Origin of the sequence: Paenibacillus phyllosphaerae, from assembly GCF_014192105.1 — a bacterium.
Taxonomy (GTDB): domain Bacteria; phylum Bacillota; class Bacilli; order Paenibacillales; family Paenibacillaceae; genus Paenibacillus_Z; species Paenibacillus_Z phyllosphaerae.
Map to the genome: position 1 here is coordinate 29,227 of NZ_JACHXK010000026.1, position 15,732 is coordinate 44,958.

At 57.0% G+C, this 15,732-nt stretch carries 16 protein-coding genes; all 16 read left to right on the forward strand.

Features of this window, described 5'->3' with window-relative positions; translation table 11 throughout:
- Positions 1 to 77: 77 nt before the first annotated feature.
- Positions 78 to 1,127, forward strand: a complete 1,050-nt coding sequence (locus tag FHS18_RS30380) for a lactonase family protein (protein ID WP_183604159.1) — start codon at positions 78 to 80, stop codon at positions 1,125 to 1,127.
- Positions 1,128 to 1,445: 318 nt separating this feature from the next.
- On the forward strand, positions 1,446 to 2,726 hold the full coding sequence (urtA, locus tag FHS18_RS30385) for an urea ABC transporter substrate-binding protein (protein ID WP_183604160.1): 1,281 nt from the start codon (positions 1,446 to 1,448) through the stop codon (positions 2,724 to 2,726).
- Between the two features lie 152 nt (positions 2,727 to 2,878).
- Positions 2,879 to 3,784 carry an urea ABC transporter permease subunit UrtB gene (gene urtB / locus FHS18_RS30390; protein WP_183604161.1) on the forward strand — a complete coding sequence of 302 codons (906 nt, stop codon included), beginning with the start codon at positions 2,879 to 2,881 and terminating at the stop codon, positions 3,782 to 3,784.
- Between the two features lie 22 nt (positions 3,785 to 3,806).
- Positions 3,807 to 4,898 carry an urea ABC transporter permease subunit UrtC gene (gene urtC, locus FHS18_RS30395; protein WP_183604162.1) on the forward strand — a complete coding sequence of 364 codons (1,092 nt, stop codon included), beginning with the start codon at positions 3,807 to 3,809 and terminating at the stop codon, positions 4,896 to 4,898.
- Entirely contained in the window at positions 4,861 to 5,643 is a 783-nt protein-coding gene (gene urtD / locus FHS18_RS30400) for an urea ABC transporter ATP-binding protein UrtD (protein ID WP_183604163.1), read from the forward strand. The genes urtC and urtD overlap by 38 nt, the downstream gene beginning before the upstream one ends.
- Positions 5,621 to 6,319, forward strand: a complete 699-nt coding sequence (gene urtE / locus FHS18_RS30405; protein ID WP_183604164.1) for an urea ABC transporter ATP-binding subunit UrtE — start codon at positions 5,621 to 5,623, stop codon at positions 6,317 to 6,319. Before urtD ends, urtE begins: the two co-directional genes overlap by 23 nt.
- 326 nt (positions 6,320 to 6,645) lie before the next feature.
- A complete protein-coding gene (gene spoVT, locus FHS18_RS30410; RefSeq protein WP_183604165.1) occupies positions 6,646 to 7,188 on the forward strand; it encodes a stage V sporulation protein T in 543 nt (180 codons plus the stop codon).
- Positions 7,189 to 7,333: 145 nt separating this feature from the next.
- Positions 7,334 to 9,079 carry a putative polysaccharide biosynthesis protein gene (locus tag FHS18_RS30415; protein WP_183604166.1) on the forward strand — a complete coding sequence of 582 codons (1,746 nt, stop codon included), beginning with the start codon at positions 7,334 to 7,336 and terminating at the stop codon, positions 9,077 to 9,079.
- A 78-nt stretch (positions 9,080 to 9,157) separates the two neighbouring features.
- Positions 9,158 to 10,633: a serine hydrolase domain-containing protein gene (locus FHS18_RS30420; RefSeq protein ID WP_183604167.1), complete on the forward strand. Its 1,476-nt coding sequence runs from the start codon at positions 9,158 to 9,160 to the stop codon at positions 10,631 to 10,633.
- 45 nt (positions 10,634 to 10,678) lie between these two features.
- Positions 10,679 to 12,235 (forward strand): bifunctional methyltransferase/pyrophosphohydrolase YabN, encoded by a 1,557-nt coding sequence (yabN, locus tag FHS18_RS30425; RefSeq protein WP_183604168.1) that lies wholly within the window; start codon positions 10,679 to 10,681, stop codon positions 12,233 to 12,235.
- A gap of 176 nt (positions 12,236 to 12,411) precedes the next feature.
- Positions 12,412 to 12,684, forward strand: coding sequence for an HU family DNA-binding protein (locus FHS18_RS30430; RefSeq protein ID WP_183604169.1), 273 nt, complete (start codon positions 12,412 to 12,414; stop codon positions 12,682 to 12,684).
- A gap of 3 nt (positions 12,685 to 12,687) precedes the next feature.
- Positions 12,688 to 12,966: an RNA-binding S4 domain-containing protein gene (locus FHS18_RS30435; RefSeq protein WP_183604170.1), complete on the forward strand. Its 279-nt coding sequence runs from the start codon at positions 12,688 to 12,690 to the stop codon at positions 12,964 to 12,966.
- A gap of 181 nt (positions 12,967 to 13,147) precedes the next feature.
- Positions 13,148 to 13,435, forward strand: a complete 288-nt coding sequence (gene yabP / locus FHS18_RS30440) for a sporulation protein YabP (protein ID WP_183604171.1) — start codon at positions 13,148 to 13,150, stop codon at positions 13,433 to 13,435.
- Positions 13,432 to 14,064 (forward strand): spore cortex biosynthesis protein YabQ, encoded by a 633-nt coding sequence (gene yabQ / locus FHS18_RS30445; RefSeq protein WP_343060750.1) that lies wholly within the window; start codon positions 13,432 to 13,434, stop codon positions 14,062 to 14,064. Before yabP ends, yabQ begins: the two co-directional genes overlap by 4 nt.
- 50 nt (positions 14,065 to 14,114) lie before the next feature.
- Positions 14,115 to 14,426 carry an FtsB family cell division protein gene (locus tag FHS18_RS30450; protein ID WP_183604172.1) on the forward strand — a complete coding sequence of 104 codons (312 nt, stop codon included), beginning with the start codon at positions 14,115 to 14,117 and terminating at the stop codon, positions 14,424 to 14,426.
- Between the two features lie 165 nt (positions 14,427 to 14,591).
- Complete coding sequence (locus tag FHS18_RS30455; protein WP_183604173.1) at positions 14,592 to 15,158, forward strand: S1 domain-containing RNA-binding protein; 567 nt, start codon at positions 14,592 to 14,594, stop codon at positions 15,156 to 15,158.
- Positions 15,159 to 15,732 lie beyond the last annotated feature (574 nt).

The following is a 15,732-nucleotide window of genomic DNA, read 5'->3' on the forward strand; positions in this document are numbered from 1 at the left end:
AGCCGGGAAGCCCCGGCTAGGCTTGTCGTCTCTATATACCAATTGTCGATATTCGCCGAAGCGAAAGGATGAGTGAGATGCAGCAATTATTCTATGTCGGTTCGTACGCCGAGAAGGATCAGGAAGGAATCTATCTCTATTCGCTCGATCTGCAGACGGGTGCGTTAACGCGTAAGGAAGCGATCGCGGGGACCGAGAATCCGTCCTTCCTGACGCTGAGCAAGGATGGCACGAGGCTGTACGCCGTAGGAGAGACGACCGATCATCGGCCAGGCAGCGTGGCCTCTTTCATTATCGGTCTCCAAGGAGAAGGGTTAACCCCGCTGAACGAACAGTCTACGCTTGGCAACTCGCCCTGTCATGTTGTACTGAGCCGTGATGAAAAAGCAGCCATCGTCGTCAATTACGGCGGCGGCAACGTGATTTCGTACCCGGTGATGGCCGATGGCTCTATCGGTCCTACCGCCATCAACCTTAGACATGAGGGAAGAGGCGTGCGGGATGACCGCCAGGAAGGCCCGCATCCGCATTCGGCGATTATCGATCCGTCCGGAAACTATGTGCTCGTCGCCGATTTAGGAATCGATAAGCTGATTCATTACCGGCTGGACGGGGCGGAAGGCATGCTGGAGAAGGTCGGGGAGACGGATACGCCGCCTGGAACAGGTCCGCGCCATATGGCTTTCTACCCTGACGGCAGACGTCTGTACGTCGTTGGAGAGCTCGACAATAACGTTCATGTGTATCGGTATGAGCCGGGGCAGGCGCAGCTAACGCTGGAGCAGACGATCTCGACGCTGCCGGAAGGGTATGACGGCGTCAGCTGGAGCGCGGATATCCACATCAGCGGCGATGGACGATTCCTGTATACGTCCAATCGCGGACATGACAGCATTGCCGTGTTTGCTGTCGATGAACAGGGGCTCTTGACGGCTGCGGGGCATGTATCGACGGGCGGACAAACCCCGAGGAATTTCGGGCTGACGCCGGATGGACGTTTCCTGCTGGCTGCGAACCAACAGTCCAATTCGATCGTCTCGTTCTATGTGGATACCGAGACAGGCATGCTCACGGAGACCGGACACCGCGCGGAGATTGGGGCTCCGGTGTGCATTCGCTTTGCTTAATGGAATATAAGGGAGAACGCCGGTCATGCTGGCGTTCTTTTTTTATGCCTGTAGAAGCTTATTGTGTTATTTTTACGTTATATATGCGTGAGTTTATTTGTAGAAAACGAAGATAATGAACAGTAAGTTGATTAATTTCGTCAGAAATACCGAGATGAGCCGCCCGTTTTGTGAGTGATCCACTAAAACTCAATCATTTGTGTTAGATATATTGACATCAATTATGGTCACTGCCTATAATGAGAATCACGAACGTTGGAATAATCATCCAAATAAACGTTCGGATAAATAGATAATAAATGGTTGGGGAGTGGGAGAATGAGTCAAAAGGTTTGGAAACGTGTATCGCTGCTTCTAGTCGCGCTCTGTATCGTATTAGCAGGTTGCAGTAACAACGCCAACAACACGACAACGACCACGAGTACGAACGCAGGATCGGAAGGCGCGGCAGACAGTAATGCAAGCAGCGACGATAGCGGGGAGATTAAGGTCGGCATTCTTCATTCCTTAAGCGGAACAATGGCCATCAGCGAGGTTTCGGTGAAAGACGCCGAGATGATGGCGATCGAGGAGATTAACGCCAAAGGGGGCGTATTAGGGAAGAAGCTTGTTCCGGTCATTGAGGACGGCGCTTCGGATTGGCCGACCTTCGCGGAGAAGGCGCGGAAGCTGATCTCCGAAGATAAGGTCGCAACGGTATTCGGCGGTTGGACATCGGCAAGCCGGAAGGCCATGCTGCCGGTATTCGAGGAATTGAACGGACTGCTCTGGTATCCGGTTCAATATGAAGGACTAGAATCGTCGCCTAACATCTTCTATACGGGCGCGACAACGAATCAGCAGATCGTACCGGCCGTCTCATGGCTGCTGGAGAACAAAGGCAAGAAGTTCTACCTGCTCGGCTCCGATTACGTGTTCCCGCGCACGGCGAACAAGATCATTAAGGAGCAGCTGAAGGCGGAAGGCGGCGAGTTGGTCGGCGAAGAGTATACGCCGCTCGGCCATACCGACTACAGCACGATCATCAGCAAGATCAAGGAAGCGAAGCCGGAGGTCGTCTTTAATACGCTCAACGGCGACAGTAACGTGGCCTTCTTCAAACAGCTGAAGGACGCCGGATTTACGGCGCAAGATATGACGACTCTGTCCGTGTCGGTCGCAGAGGAAGAGATTCGCGGCATTGGCGCAGACGTATTGGCTGGACATTTGGCAGCGTGGAACTATTACCAGACGACGGACACGCCGGAGAACAAAACGTTCGTCGAGAACTACAAGAAGAAATACGGCGAAGACCGAGTGACGGCAGATCCGATCGAAGCAGGCTATGACGCGGTCTATCTGTGGGCAGCTGCGGTCGAGAAGGCCGGATCCACGGATGTAGACAAAGTGAAGGAAGCGGCCAAGGAGCTCGAGTGGGACGCGCCGGAAGGCAAAGTGAAGATCGACGGCGAGACGCAGCATCTCTACAAGACGGTCCGGATCGGCGAAGTGCAGACGGACGGCCAGTTCAAGGAAGTGTGGAACTCCGGCGAGCCTGTGAAGCCTGACCCGTACCTCAAGGGCTATGAATGGGCATCGAGCTTAAGCTCCGGCAACTAGCCCCCGGCTGCAATCCTAATCGGCATCAACAGTCGCATGTGAACGGAATGGAATGAACGCTCAAGAGAGGAAGGATCACTTCGGCGCCCTCGCCCATGGGATGCTTCCTTTCTTATCTTCTAATAAGAAGCTTGAACTGCAGAGGTGAAAGCATGGATGTTCTGATTCTCCAACTGTTCAACGGCATCAGCGTCAGTTCGATTCTGCTGCTGATTGCTCTGGGCTTAGCCATCACGTTCGGTCTGATGAAAGTGATCAATATGGCGCATGGCGAACTGATCATGATCGGTGCCTACGCGGCTTATATGATGCAGAACTTATTCCAATCCTATATGCCCGAATCGGCGTTCAATTGGTACTTCGTCGTTGCCATACCTTTCAGCTTCGCGATCGCCTTCGTCATTGGCCTCTTGCTGGAGACGGTGCTGATCCGCTTCTTGTACGGCCGGCCACTCGACAGCCTACTGGCGACATGGGGCGTGGGCCTAATGTTGCAGCAGTTGGCACGGACGATATTCGGCGCGCCGAACGTCGGGGTAACGAGTCCGACATGGCTCGATGGCGGCATGACGATACTTGGCGATGTCGTGCTTCCTTACAAAAGGCTGTTCATCATCGCGCTCGTGGCAGTCGTCCTTGCGGCGATGTACCTCTACATTAATCGCAGCCATGCCGGACGGCGTATGCGCGCCGTCATGCAGAACCGCGAGATGGCCGCGTGCTTAGGCATCTCGACCAGACGGGTCGATGCCGTCACATTCGCGATCGGCTCGGGCATTGCGGGTATTGCCGGCTGCGCGCTGACGCTTATCGGCCCGATCGGGCCATCGCTTGGCACCTACTACATCGTCGATGCTTTCATGGTCGTCGTCCTGGGCGGCGTCGGCAAGCTGGTGGGCACCGTATTCGGCGCTCTAGGCATCGGCCTGTCGAATACCTTATTCGAATATTGGACGACGGCATCGCTTGGCAAAGTGCTCGTGTTTCTGTGCATCGTGGCCTTCCTGCAGTGGAAGCCGTCCGGGCTGATTGCGATGCGGACGCGTTCGCTGGACTAACGTAGATAAGGGGGCTGACGGGATGCTGCACAAATTACTCAGGCTGCCGCAAGGTAAATGGATGCTTGCGCTCTATGCGGTGGCGGCGATTGCATTGTTCTGCGCGCCGCTCTATTTAAGCGATTTTCGCTTGAATCTGCTTGCGAAGTTTCTGGCTTACGCCATCGTGGCGCTCGGCTTGGATCTGATCTGGGGCTATACCGGCATCTTAAGTCTCGGCCATGGCGTATTCTTCGGGCTCGGCGGATATGCGATGGCGATGTACTTGAAGCTTACGGCCAGCGGCGGCCGGCTGCCGGACTTCATGGAGTGGAGCGGGCTGACGGCGCTGCCGTGGTTCTGGAAGCCGTTCAACAGCTTTGCCTTCACGGTGTTGGCGGGCATTCTGGTGCCGGCGCTGCTCGCGCTCATTCTCGGCTACTTCACATTCCGCAACCGGATCAAAGGCGTGTACTTTACAATCCTCACGCAAGCGCTGGTTATTATTACGACGACGCTGTTCATCGGCCAACAAGCGTATACGGGCGGAACGAACGGCGTTACGGGCTATACTAAGCTGTTCGGCTATTCCATTGCGTCCCCGGGCACGAAGACCGTGCTTTATCTCGTGACCGTGGCGTTCCTGATTGCGGCCTTCGTGCTCTGCCGGGTGCTCGTGAAGAGCCGGTTCGGCAAGGTGCTGCGGGCGATCAATGACGGCGAGAACCGCGTGCGGTTCATCGGCTACAACCCGGCGACGTACCAGATGATCGCGTTCAGCGTATCCGCGGGTTTGGCCGGTCTGGCCGGAATGTTGTTCGTCCTGCACGTCGGCATTATCTCGCCGTCGATGATGGGGATTGTCCCTTCCATCGAGATGGTGCTCTGGGTCGCCATAGGCGGACGCGGCACGCTCGTCGGGGCTGCGCTTGGCGCTATCTTGCTCAATTCGGCGAAGAGCGTGTTCAGCGAGACGTACCCGGATGCATGGCTGTTCTTCATGGGGGCGTTGTTCGTCATTGTCGTCGTGTTCCTTCCTAAAGGCGCGGCGGGCTTGTTCACGCAGCTCAAATGGTTCAAACGAAAGGAGGCCGGCCATGAAGGAGCAGACTCGGTCCGTTATCCTGCAGTGTGACGACATCACGGTCGATTTTGACGGCTTTAAGGCGGTGCAGGGGATGAACCTGCGCTTGCTGGAAGGGGAACTGCGTTTTCTGATCGGACCCAACGGCGCGGGGAAGACGACGATGCTGGATATGATTTGCGGCAAAACGAAACCTACCTCCGGCAGAATCGTCTTCGGCAGTGCGGAGATTACGCGGATGAAGGAGCACCAGATCGCCGAACTCGGCATCGGACGCAAGTTCCAGACGCCATCGATCTTCCGCACGCTGAGCGTGTTCGACAATCTGGAGATCGCGATGAAGCAGCCGAGGGGCGTATTCGCGACGATGCGCGCCAAGCTGCGGGGCGAGGATCGCGACCGAGTTCATGCGCAACTGGCCATGATCGGCCTGGAGACCAAAGCATCATGGCGGGCCGGCGATCTGTCGCATGGCGAGAAACAGTGGCTCGAGATCGGCATGATGCTCATGCAGGAACCGCAGGTGCTGCTGCTAGATGAACCGGTCGCCGGCATGACGGATAACGAGACCGAGAAGACGGGCGAGCTGCTGCGCGAGATCAGCCGCACCCAATCGGTCATCGTGGTGGAACATGACATGGAATTCGTCCGCAATTTCGCGAGCAAAGTTACCGTCATGCATGAAGGCAAGCTGCTCAAGGAAGGCTCCATGGAAGAGGTGCAGCGGGATGACCGCGTGGCGGAGGTCTACTTAGGGAAGAGGAGGGATGCGGATGCTAGCCGTTCAACAGCTTGAGGCTGGTTATGGGGAGAGCGTCATCCTGCGCAACGTGACGCTTGCCGTGAAGCCAGGTCAGGTCGTTTGCCTGATGGGCCGCAATGGTGTAGGTAAGACGACGCTCATGAAGAGCATCATGGGCGTGCTGAAAGCGCGGCGCGGATCGGTCTCCTACAAGGGAACCGATCTGACCAGGCGCGCTCCCGGCGAGCGGGCGAAGCGCGGCATCGGTTACGTGCCGCAAGGCCGCGAGATTTTCCCGCAGCTGACGGTGTTCGAGAATGTGCTGCTCGGACTTGAATCCGGACGGGGGCAGAAGAAGCGGGTCATTCCCGAATCGGCCATCGCCAAGTTCCCTGTGCTGCCTACGATGTACCACAGGCGTGGCGGGGATTTGAGCGGCGGGCAGCAGCAGCAATTGGCTTTTGCCCGGGCGCTTGCCTCCATGCCGGATATGCTGTTGCTGGATGAACCATGCGAAGGGATTCAACCTTCGATCGTCGAGGACATCCGCGATGTGATCCGCTCGATCAAGGCCGATGGACAGACCGCGATTCTGCTGGCGGAGCAGAGCCTCGAATTCGTGAAGAGCGTCGGCGATTACTTTTATATTCTCGATAAAGGCCAGATTGCGTGGGAAGGCGGGCTTGAGGCGCTGGATGACGATGTAATCCGGCAGTATTTGACGGTGTAGCTGCTCGCGAAGGGCGGCTGCACCTTCTTTACTTCACAGGCGCGCCCTGTAGGTGGCAACCTTGCGATTGAATGGAAAGCGCTCCAAGTGCACAAGGTACTAAGGATCGCATATTTCGGGCGCGCTCACCCGAGTGCAAGGCGCGTAAAATAAAGGATTTCAGCCGATTCCCCTTGTGCATAAGAAAATGGGAGGAGATGAATACTATGGTCAGATTCGATTCACCATCTAGTCCAGGATCCTCTCCTCTTGAGCGATAGACAACCGCAAGATCCGCAATATCCAGTCGAATTCAAAACCTTCAAGGAAAGTGGGGCAACTAGAACATGAAAGCAACTGGTATTGTTCGCCGCATTGATGATCTCGGCCGCGTCGTGATCCCCAAGGAAATTCGCCGGACACTGCGCATTCGCGAGGGCGACCCTCTTGAAATTTTCGTCGACCGCGACGGTGAAGTGATTTTGAAGAAATACTCGCCGATCGGCGAGCTAGGCACTTTCGCCAAGGAGTATGCGGAATCGCTTTCGGAAAGCACCGGGCATATTGCGCTGATCTCGGACCGCGATAATATCATTGCGGTATCGGGCGGCTCCAAGAAAGACTACTTGGAGAAGCAAATCGGCTCTTTGCTCGAAGGGTGCATGGAGAACCGGAAGGCGGTATCTGAATCTGGCGGCGGTTCGTTCGAGGTCATTAAGGATGTCAGCGAGACGATCAGCGCTTTTGCAGTCGCGCCTATCGTAGCCGGCGGCGACCCGATCGGCACCGTAGTCCTGCTAAGCAAGGATGAGAATATGAAGATGGCGCAGATGGAAACCAAAATGGTGGAAACCGCGGCTGGCTTCCTAGCTAAGCAGATGGAGCAGTAGTATGTTAGGTTAGAGCTTCCTAGAAGAGTATCTTCCGGGGAGCTTTTTTTCATTCCTGGCGATCGAATCGACCGAGGTAGCTCCCGCCGCCCGGATGATCGGTTATAATGGTAGGAATGGAGATTGAGATGGGCGGGTGCAGGGATTGAGTAGTTCGAACCAAGAACGGAATCGGCAGCCGGAAGGATCCGGGGGGCGTGGGGCTACCGAACGCGGCCGTCGTACCGGCGTGCTGCAAGGTGCGGCGGTGCTCGGCGGCGCCGTCATCATCAGCAAAGTGCTCGGCACGCTGCAGAAGATTCCGCTGCAGAATTTGGCCGGCGATCGGGTATTCGGCATCTACAACGCGGTATATCCGTTCTATCAGCTGCTATTAATCATGGCAACGGCGGGGCTGCCTGTGGCGATTTCGCTACTTGTCGCGGAGCAAGCCGCGACGGGGAACAAACTGGCGGTCCGGCGCATCGTAAGCGCAAGCGCGCTGCTGCTCGGACTTACGGGCGCGGCAGGCTTCTTCCTCATGTGGAGCTGTTCTACGCTGGCCGCAGGCTGGATCGGAGATGAAGCCGCCGGATCGGCGATCCGGGCAAGCGCGCTGGCGTTGTGGGTGGTGCCGCTGCTAGCCGCGCTGCGCGGCTATTATCAGGGACTCGGCCGAATGTTGCCCGCGGCTTTGTCCCAGTTGTCGGAGCAGACGGTGCGCGTAGCCGCGATGTTGACGCTGCTCCTGATCGGTTGGCATTTCGGCTGGTCGGATGAACGGCTTGCGGCCGGCGCCACTGCCGGTTCCTTGTTTGGCGGCTTGGCAGGCCTCATGATGATGGGGGCTGTAGTTTGGCGCGACTCTCGCCGTATACACGTACAGCCGTTTGCATCGGTGACATCGAAGAAGCCTTATGTTACGCTAACGCAAGCCAAAGGTCGGACAAGCGATCCGCCGGCAATTCAGACGCCGCGATACGCTATATTAATGAAGCGGATTATCCGCGTTGCGGTTCCGGTCACGCTGGGCGCGCTGGTCGTTCCGATGCTTGGCGTCGTCGACAGCTTTACGGTGCCTCGCCTGCTTAGCGAAGAGGGACGGAATGCAGCCGAGGCGATGCGTCAGTTCGGACTGTACAGCCGGGGCCAACCGCTCGTGCAGTTGGTTGTTATGGTGGCCGGCGCCGTCGGTTCGGCGCTCGTGCCGGCGATGGTGGCAGCCCGGGTGCGCGGGGATGCGGGCGCGGCAAGAGATCAGGCTGCCCTTGCCATGCGCGGCGCCTGGTGGCTCGGCGCCGCAGCCGCTATGGGACTGGCGCTGCTGGCCGCGCCGATTAACCATATGTTGTATAACGACGAAGCGGGGAGCGTCACGTTCGCGCTTATTGGCGTGAGCGCCTTGTTCGGCACCGTGAACGCGATCGCTTCCTCGGTGCTGCAAGGCCTTGGCGCCGTCCGCGCGCCGGCGTTGTTCATGGTCGCGGCCGCCGCGCTGAAGGCGGTGCTGAACGTGGCGCTCGTGCCGGCGCTCGGCATCAACGGCGCCGCTTGCGCGGGTATTGCCGCGCTCGGTTGCGCAGCGCTCCTCGGCGCGGCGGCGGTTCGCCGCGAATCCGCGGCTGTGTTGCCCGCGGCGCAAGCTGCGGGCCTCGTGCTGGCGCTGGCGGTTATGGCCGCCGCGCTGCTCATCATCGAGCGCGGCGGCGCCCCGCTGCTCGATGCGCTGCTGCCGCCGAGGACGGCAGCGACGGCGCTTGCGCTCGGCGGCACCGCCCTCGGAGCGGCGCTGTTCCTTGCCGCCGGGCTGCGCTTCGGCGGCTTGACCGCGCGCGACTTGCGCGCGCTGCCGGGAGGTGCCTCGCTGGCCGCCCGATTCATGCGCTGGCGGCTGCTCCCGCCAGGCGAGTAGCTTGCTTCGCAGGCGCGCCATCGCCTACAATTGGCATATGCAAGCTTTTTGCCTACTTGATCGAAGAGGGGGATATCTATGCAAGCAGCATCGCATCCTGACCTGCAGCGGCTGCCCAGAAGCACGCCGGAGGAGCATGGCGTCGACTCGGGCGCGATTGGCGCGTTCCTAGATGCGGCGGCGGCGACCGGACAGGAACTGCATAGCCTTATGTTGTTACGGCATGGCACGGTGATCGCCGAAGGCAGCTGGGCGCCGTACGACTTGCGCCGCAAGCGGCTGAGCAATTCGATAAGCAAGAGCTTTACCTCGGCAGCGATTGGACTTGCCCAGGCAGAGGGTCTGCTATCCATTGAAGACTCTGTCATGCAGTACTTCCCGGATTCGGTCCCGGTGGACCGCGATCCGAAGCTGCCTCGGATGAGAATCAAGCATCTGCTTGCCATGGCGAGCGGACATGACGTAGATACCGTTATACCTGTGCTCCAGTCAGGCAGCAGCGACTGGGTCGAAGCCTTCCTGGCGCTGCCGATTGCCCATGAACCGGGCACCTTCTTCAAATACAACACAGGCGCCACCTATATGCTGTCCGCCATTCTCCAGCGAGTCACCGGCACTACGCTAGTCGACTATCTGCAAGAGCGTCTCTTCCTTCCGCTAGGGATTGCCGATGTGACGTGGGACGCCTGCCCGAAAGGCATTACCGCAGGCGGTTGGGGGTTATCGCTCACGACGGAAGAGATGGCGCGCTTCGGCCAACTGTACCTGAACGGAGGACGGTGGCAAGGGCGCCAGCTCATCCCCGAGGATTGGGTCCAAGCATCGGTGCGGCCTCAGATCGCCAATGGCGACAACCAAGGCAGCGATTGGGCATCCGGCTACGGCTATCAATTCTGGTGCAACCGCTACGGGACCTACCGGGCGGACGGCGCCTTCGGCCAGATCATTCTCGTCATGCCGAACGAGGAGGCGGTGCTTGCTTTCACAAGCTCGCTTAGCGACTTGTCCCAAGTGCTAAATGCGGTGTGGTCGCATCTGCTGCCTGCGCTGCAAGCCGGTCGTCAGGTATTGCCTGCCGATGAAGCGGCGTACGCGCGCCTCCAATCGAAGCTGGAGCAGCTGGCTGTCGCCGCCCCTGAGCATAAGGCCGCCCCATTTGCGCCCTATGCGGGCAAAATTTATAATTTAGTGGATAATGTCCTTGGACTAAGGCGTCTAACGCTTCACCCGGATTCCGAGGGCGGCGGGATCTACTGGCAGGACGAAGCGGGCGAGCATCGCTTCACGGTCGGCGAAGACGAGTGGGCGCTTACCGAATGGCCGCTTGCCGCAGAACTGTGGAAGCCAGGCGAGCGTCCAAGACGGATTGCGGCCGCAGCTGCGGGACGCTGGCAGGAAGACGGTTCGTACCGCATTTATTTGCGTTTGCTCGATACGGCTTACCAGGATGAACTGACGTGCCGATTCGAAGGCGAGAACGTCACGATCACGTACCATCGGCATTTTTCGGTGACGCCGCTTGCGGTGGAGCCGATTACCGGAGTGTCCAACTGACATGGCCGCTCCCATTTAAGGCAAGCGGGAAGGAAGATACCGTTCATGAAACAACCTTTCATTACCGTCGTCGGCTTGGGCTCCGGTGACGCGGATCAATTAACGCTCGGCGTGTGGAAGCTGCTGCAGCGGTCCCATCAGCGCTTCGTACGCACCGACCAGCACCCTATGATGCAGCTGTTCCGGGAGCACGAGCTTACATACCGCTCTTATGACTATCTCTATGAACAGCTGGATTCGTTCCCGGATGTGTATGAAGCCATCGCGTCATCGCTTATTCAAGAAGCTAGAACGGCAGCCGGCATTGCGCCGGAGACGGCTGCCCAGCCTGTCGCTGCTTCCATCGGCTTCTCGGCCGCGGCGCATCCGGACCATGGAATCGTCTATGCCGTGCCGGGCCATCCGATGGTCGCCGAACGTGCGGTGCAGCTGCTGCGCGAGCGGTGCCCGGAGGCGGGTGTCGCCTTGCAGATTCTCGGCGGTGAGAGCTTCCTCGACCAAGCCTTCACGCGATTAGGCTTTGATCCGATCGAAGGCTTCCAACTGCTGGATGCGTCCAGTATGACTGCGTCGCTGCTGCGCCCGCAGATGCATACCGTTATCGGGCAAGTCTATGACGGCTTCACCGCTTCGGACGTGAAGCTGACGCTGATGGAGTTGTACCCGGATGAGCATCCGGTCGTCGTCGGACATGCGCTCGGCGTAGCCGGCGAGGAGCAGATCCTGACCGTTCCGCTCTATGAGCTGGACCGGACGCCGGGCTTCGGCAATCTGTCGCTCATCTGGGTGCCGCGTTCGGAGGACGACATGCTGCGCAACCGGACCTTCGAACGGCTTCACGAGATCGTCGGCATTCTCCGCAGTCCCGAAGGCTGTCCGTGGGACCGCGAGCAGACACACCAATCGATTCGCAAGAACTTCATTGAGGAGACGTATGAGGCGATCGAAGCGATTGACAATGACGATCCGGTCGGCATGCAGGAAGAGTTCGGCGATGTGATTCTTCAGGTCATGCTGCACAGCCAGATGGAGGAAGAGCTTGGTTCGTTCACCGTCTATGACGTCATCCAGACGCTCAATGAGAAGCTGCTGTTCCGCCATCCGCATGTATTCGGCGACCAAGGCGCGAATGACGCCCAGGAAGCGTTGAAGAATTGGGAGCAGATGAAGGCGGAGGAGAAGCTCCGCAAGGGCATCGACCCATCCAAGCAGTCACAGCTGGACGGCATTCCGCGAGACTTGCCTGCCCTTATGAAGGCGTATGCGATTCAGAAGAAGGCCGCAAAGGTCGGCTTCGACTGGGATGCGATCGAACCTGTGCTGGACAAAATCCAGGAAGAGCTTGGCGAGCTGCGAGAAGCGATTGCGAGCAAGGATTCGGAGGAACAAGCCGGCGAGCTGGGCGACCTGCTCTTTGCGGCGGTCAATGCGGCGAGATTCATCAAGGCCGATCCCGAGGAGGCGCTTGCCCGGACGAACCACAAATTTAAGAAGCGTTTTGCGTATATTGAGGAGCAGCTCCGTATAAGCGGGCGTTCCTTTGACCAGACTGATTTAACAGAAATGGATCGATTCTGGGAAGAGGCGAAGCGAATTCCTTAAATATCTTGACTTTAGGTCGCCAAAATTCGCCTTAAACAGACATAAAGCTCAAAAATTATTTACCAATCAGCAGGATTTTTTTAGCAACTTCTCGAATACGTACACCATAAGGATACAAGCCAACATCGGCAAGTTGCCGCAAATACAACATATACCCATTGGGAGGATATTTCAGCATGAACAAGAACGATCTGATTTCGAACATTGCAACTAAAAGCGGACTGACTAAACGTGATGTTGAAGCTGTGCTCAACGGCTTCATGGATGAAGTAACCGAAGCGCTGGCAGGTGGCGACAAAGTCCAGTTGATCGGTTTTGGCAACTTTGAGACAAGCAAGCGCGCTGGCCGTACGGGCCGCAACCCGCAAACGGGCGAGCCGATGGACATTCCGGAGAGCGTTGTTCCGAAGTTCACAGCGGGCAAGAAGCTGCGCGAAGCGATTAAGTAATCGATGCGTCTCGATAAATTCCTGAAAGTCTCGCGACTGATCAAACGCCGCACCGTCGCCAAGGATGTATCCGATCAAGGGCGCGTTTGGATTAACGGCCGCGAAGCGAAGGCAAGCAGCACCGTGAAGGTCGGCGATGAGCTGACGGTACAATACGGACAGAAGATCGTTACGGTCCGCGTCGAGCGGCTTGCCGAGACGACGAAGAAAGATGAAGCCAGCGGTTTATACACGCTGGTGAAGGAAGAGACGCGCCAGAGCGAGAATAAGCTCGAGTGGTAGACGGATTTTCAACTATGGCAGACCCGTTCCTTGCTTTTGCAGGGGCGGGTCTTTTTTACGGCCGGTAGCGGTTGTCCCCCTGTACGCCCGCATTAGCCGAAGGTGGCCGCCAGGATCAATGCTTGTTCTAAAACTTCTTCTCCTCCCATAGGCTAGTCGTAAAAGAGGAGGGACAAGGCCAATGATCGACCAAGGGAAAAACCAAAAGCGGCAGGAGATTAAGATGCTCAACCGCAAGCTGCTTGAAATTACGGGCGTCCAGAATGTGGAGAGCTTTGACAGCGAAGAATTTTTGCTCGAGACGGATCTTGGTTTCCTAGCCATTCGCGGGCAGAATTTGCATATGAAGCATCTTAGCTTGGAGCAAGGCCTTGTCGCTATAGAAGGACTCGTCCACTCGCTCGCCTACCTGGACGGGAATACGGCAAGCAAACCTGCCAAAGGTTTATTCGGGAAGCTGTTTAAGTGACGCTGGCTATTCAATGGCTGACGATGGGGGCCATGCTACTGTCGGGGATCGGCATGGGAGTCGTATTCGACGGCTACCGTGTCCTGTCGGACGAGCTCAAGATCAGCAGGTGGTGGATTCCGGTCTTCGATTTGCTGTATTGGGTGGCGGCTACGATCATCGTCTTCCAAGTATTGTCCGCAAGCAACGAGGGCGAGGTGCGGGCATATGTGTTTATCGGGCTGCTGCTGGGAATCGGAGCGTATTATTGGCTGTTCAGCAAGCTGGTTGTTTCGCTGGTCCATCTGCTGATTCGGGTCGTGCGCGCACTTATTCAGTTTTTCATTAAGGCATTCCAGGTGCTGGTGATCAAGCCGCTGCTCCTATTGTACAAGCTGACTAAGGTGCTGCTTGCGTTTTTGCTCGCGCTAACTATGTTCATTCTGAAAATTATGGTACAATTGGTTCGTCCATTCGGGCTGCTGCTCTGGTGGATGATACGACCGCTCGTAAGACCGCTCGTGAATTGGACGCTCAGCTGGGGCAGGCCGCTTATCGGCAAGCTGAAGATAAAGGAACGCTCGGCCGGGGCAATAACGCGAGCGAAGAATTTATGGCAGCGTGTGTTCAAACGAAAGTCAGACGGGTAAAAACTCTTACGGTTTCGTTTTTAGCATTGACGCGAGGAGGGACATGAAGAATGGCGACGGCACGAACGGGCAAATCAACCGCACAAGCTGGCACCAAGCGACGGCTGAGAATCTGGCTGCTATTCGTCGTTATGTTCATGCTCTGGGCGTCGTATACATTGTTTGCGCAACTGGATAGCCAACGCGAAGCCGAGAGCAAGTTAGACGAGGTACAACTGAAGATTCAAGTGGCAACCAAGCAGATGGAGGATCTGAAGCTGCAGATCGATCGGCTTAACGATCCGGAGTACATCCAGCAGGTTGCGCGCCGGGATCAGAACATGATTAAGCCCGGCGAGAAGTCGATCGTTGTCGGAGAATAGGCATCCGATACGGGACATACGTCTGTTGACCTTGCTTTCTTCGTTCGGTTATAATCACGTTAGGATACACCCATCATTATCGCTATTTATTGTAAACGCGTAAGGCGTTATCCAACTCGAAGCATCGAAGCTTCGCATAACGGTTAGGGAGGAAAATTTTTATCTATGGCAATTGAAGTGGGCGCCAAGTTAGAGGGCAAAGTGACAGGCATTACGCATTTCGGGGCATTCGTCGACTTGTCGGGAGGTGTCACGGGGCTCGTTCACATTTCGGAAATTGCCGATAATTACGTCAAAGACGTGAAGGATCATCTGAAGCTGGACGATGTGGTCACAGTGAAGGTCATCAACGTGGATAAAGACGGTAAGATCGGACTTTCGATTAAACAGGCCGTCGATCGGCCAGAAGGTTCTGCACCGCCAGCTCGTGAGCGCGGACCAGGCGGCGGAGGCTTCAATCGTGATCGTGGCCCAAGCGGCGGCGGTGGCGGTGGCGGCGGGTTTAACCGCGGACCAGGCGGCGGTGGTGGCGGTGGATTTAACCGTGGACCAGGCGGCGGTGGCGGCGGCGGTGGCCGTCCATTCAAGTCGCAATCGGGCAAACCCTCTTATGGCAAACCGTCCTTCGAGGACAAAATGTCCCGCTTCTTGAAAGATAGTGAAGAGCGCATTTCCTCCCTGAAGAAGAATACCGAGGGTAAGCGAGGCGGACGCGGCGCGAAGCGCGTCTAATTATATAAGGCACATCAAAGGTACTCCGAAGTCGGCAACTGCTGGCGATCGGATGTGCCTTTTTTATTTGTTCCGGCTCGATGTCCGTTAGAACGACTCTCCCTGCTTGGTATCCATTCCTCCGTCGGTACCTCGCTCCACCCTTATCCGAAGAGAGGCATCCCTTCCTCCGACAACAATCACCGACAGCCGCTCTTCTGGCGCTGTCGTAAACTCGCCGGATCGGCAATGCCGAAGCCCTGCCCATGCTCCTTTTACGCTCGCCGAACCGGAAATACCCTCTCCATATGCCGAATCAACCCCGTTTATACCTCTTCACCGCAAAAACTTTTCTTTGCTTCTCCCCGATTCCCGACATGTTCCTACGGCATATCGCCTCGAATTCGCCCTGACCAAGCAAGGATTTTTGTTGAATGGTTGGTTTCATTCTCGCGCTCCAATGCGTGAAACCCCTTACAAACACTGGGTTTTCCTCGTGGTGACATTACGCACATGCCTCCATGCGGCCTTGTCGGAAAAAACTTTGGTCCGAGTACCGCCTTCTGACAAACTTCCTGAATACGCGCTCCTATAA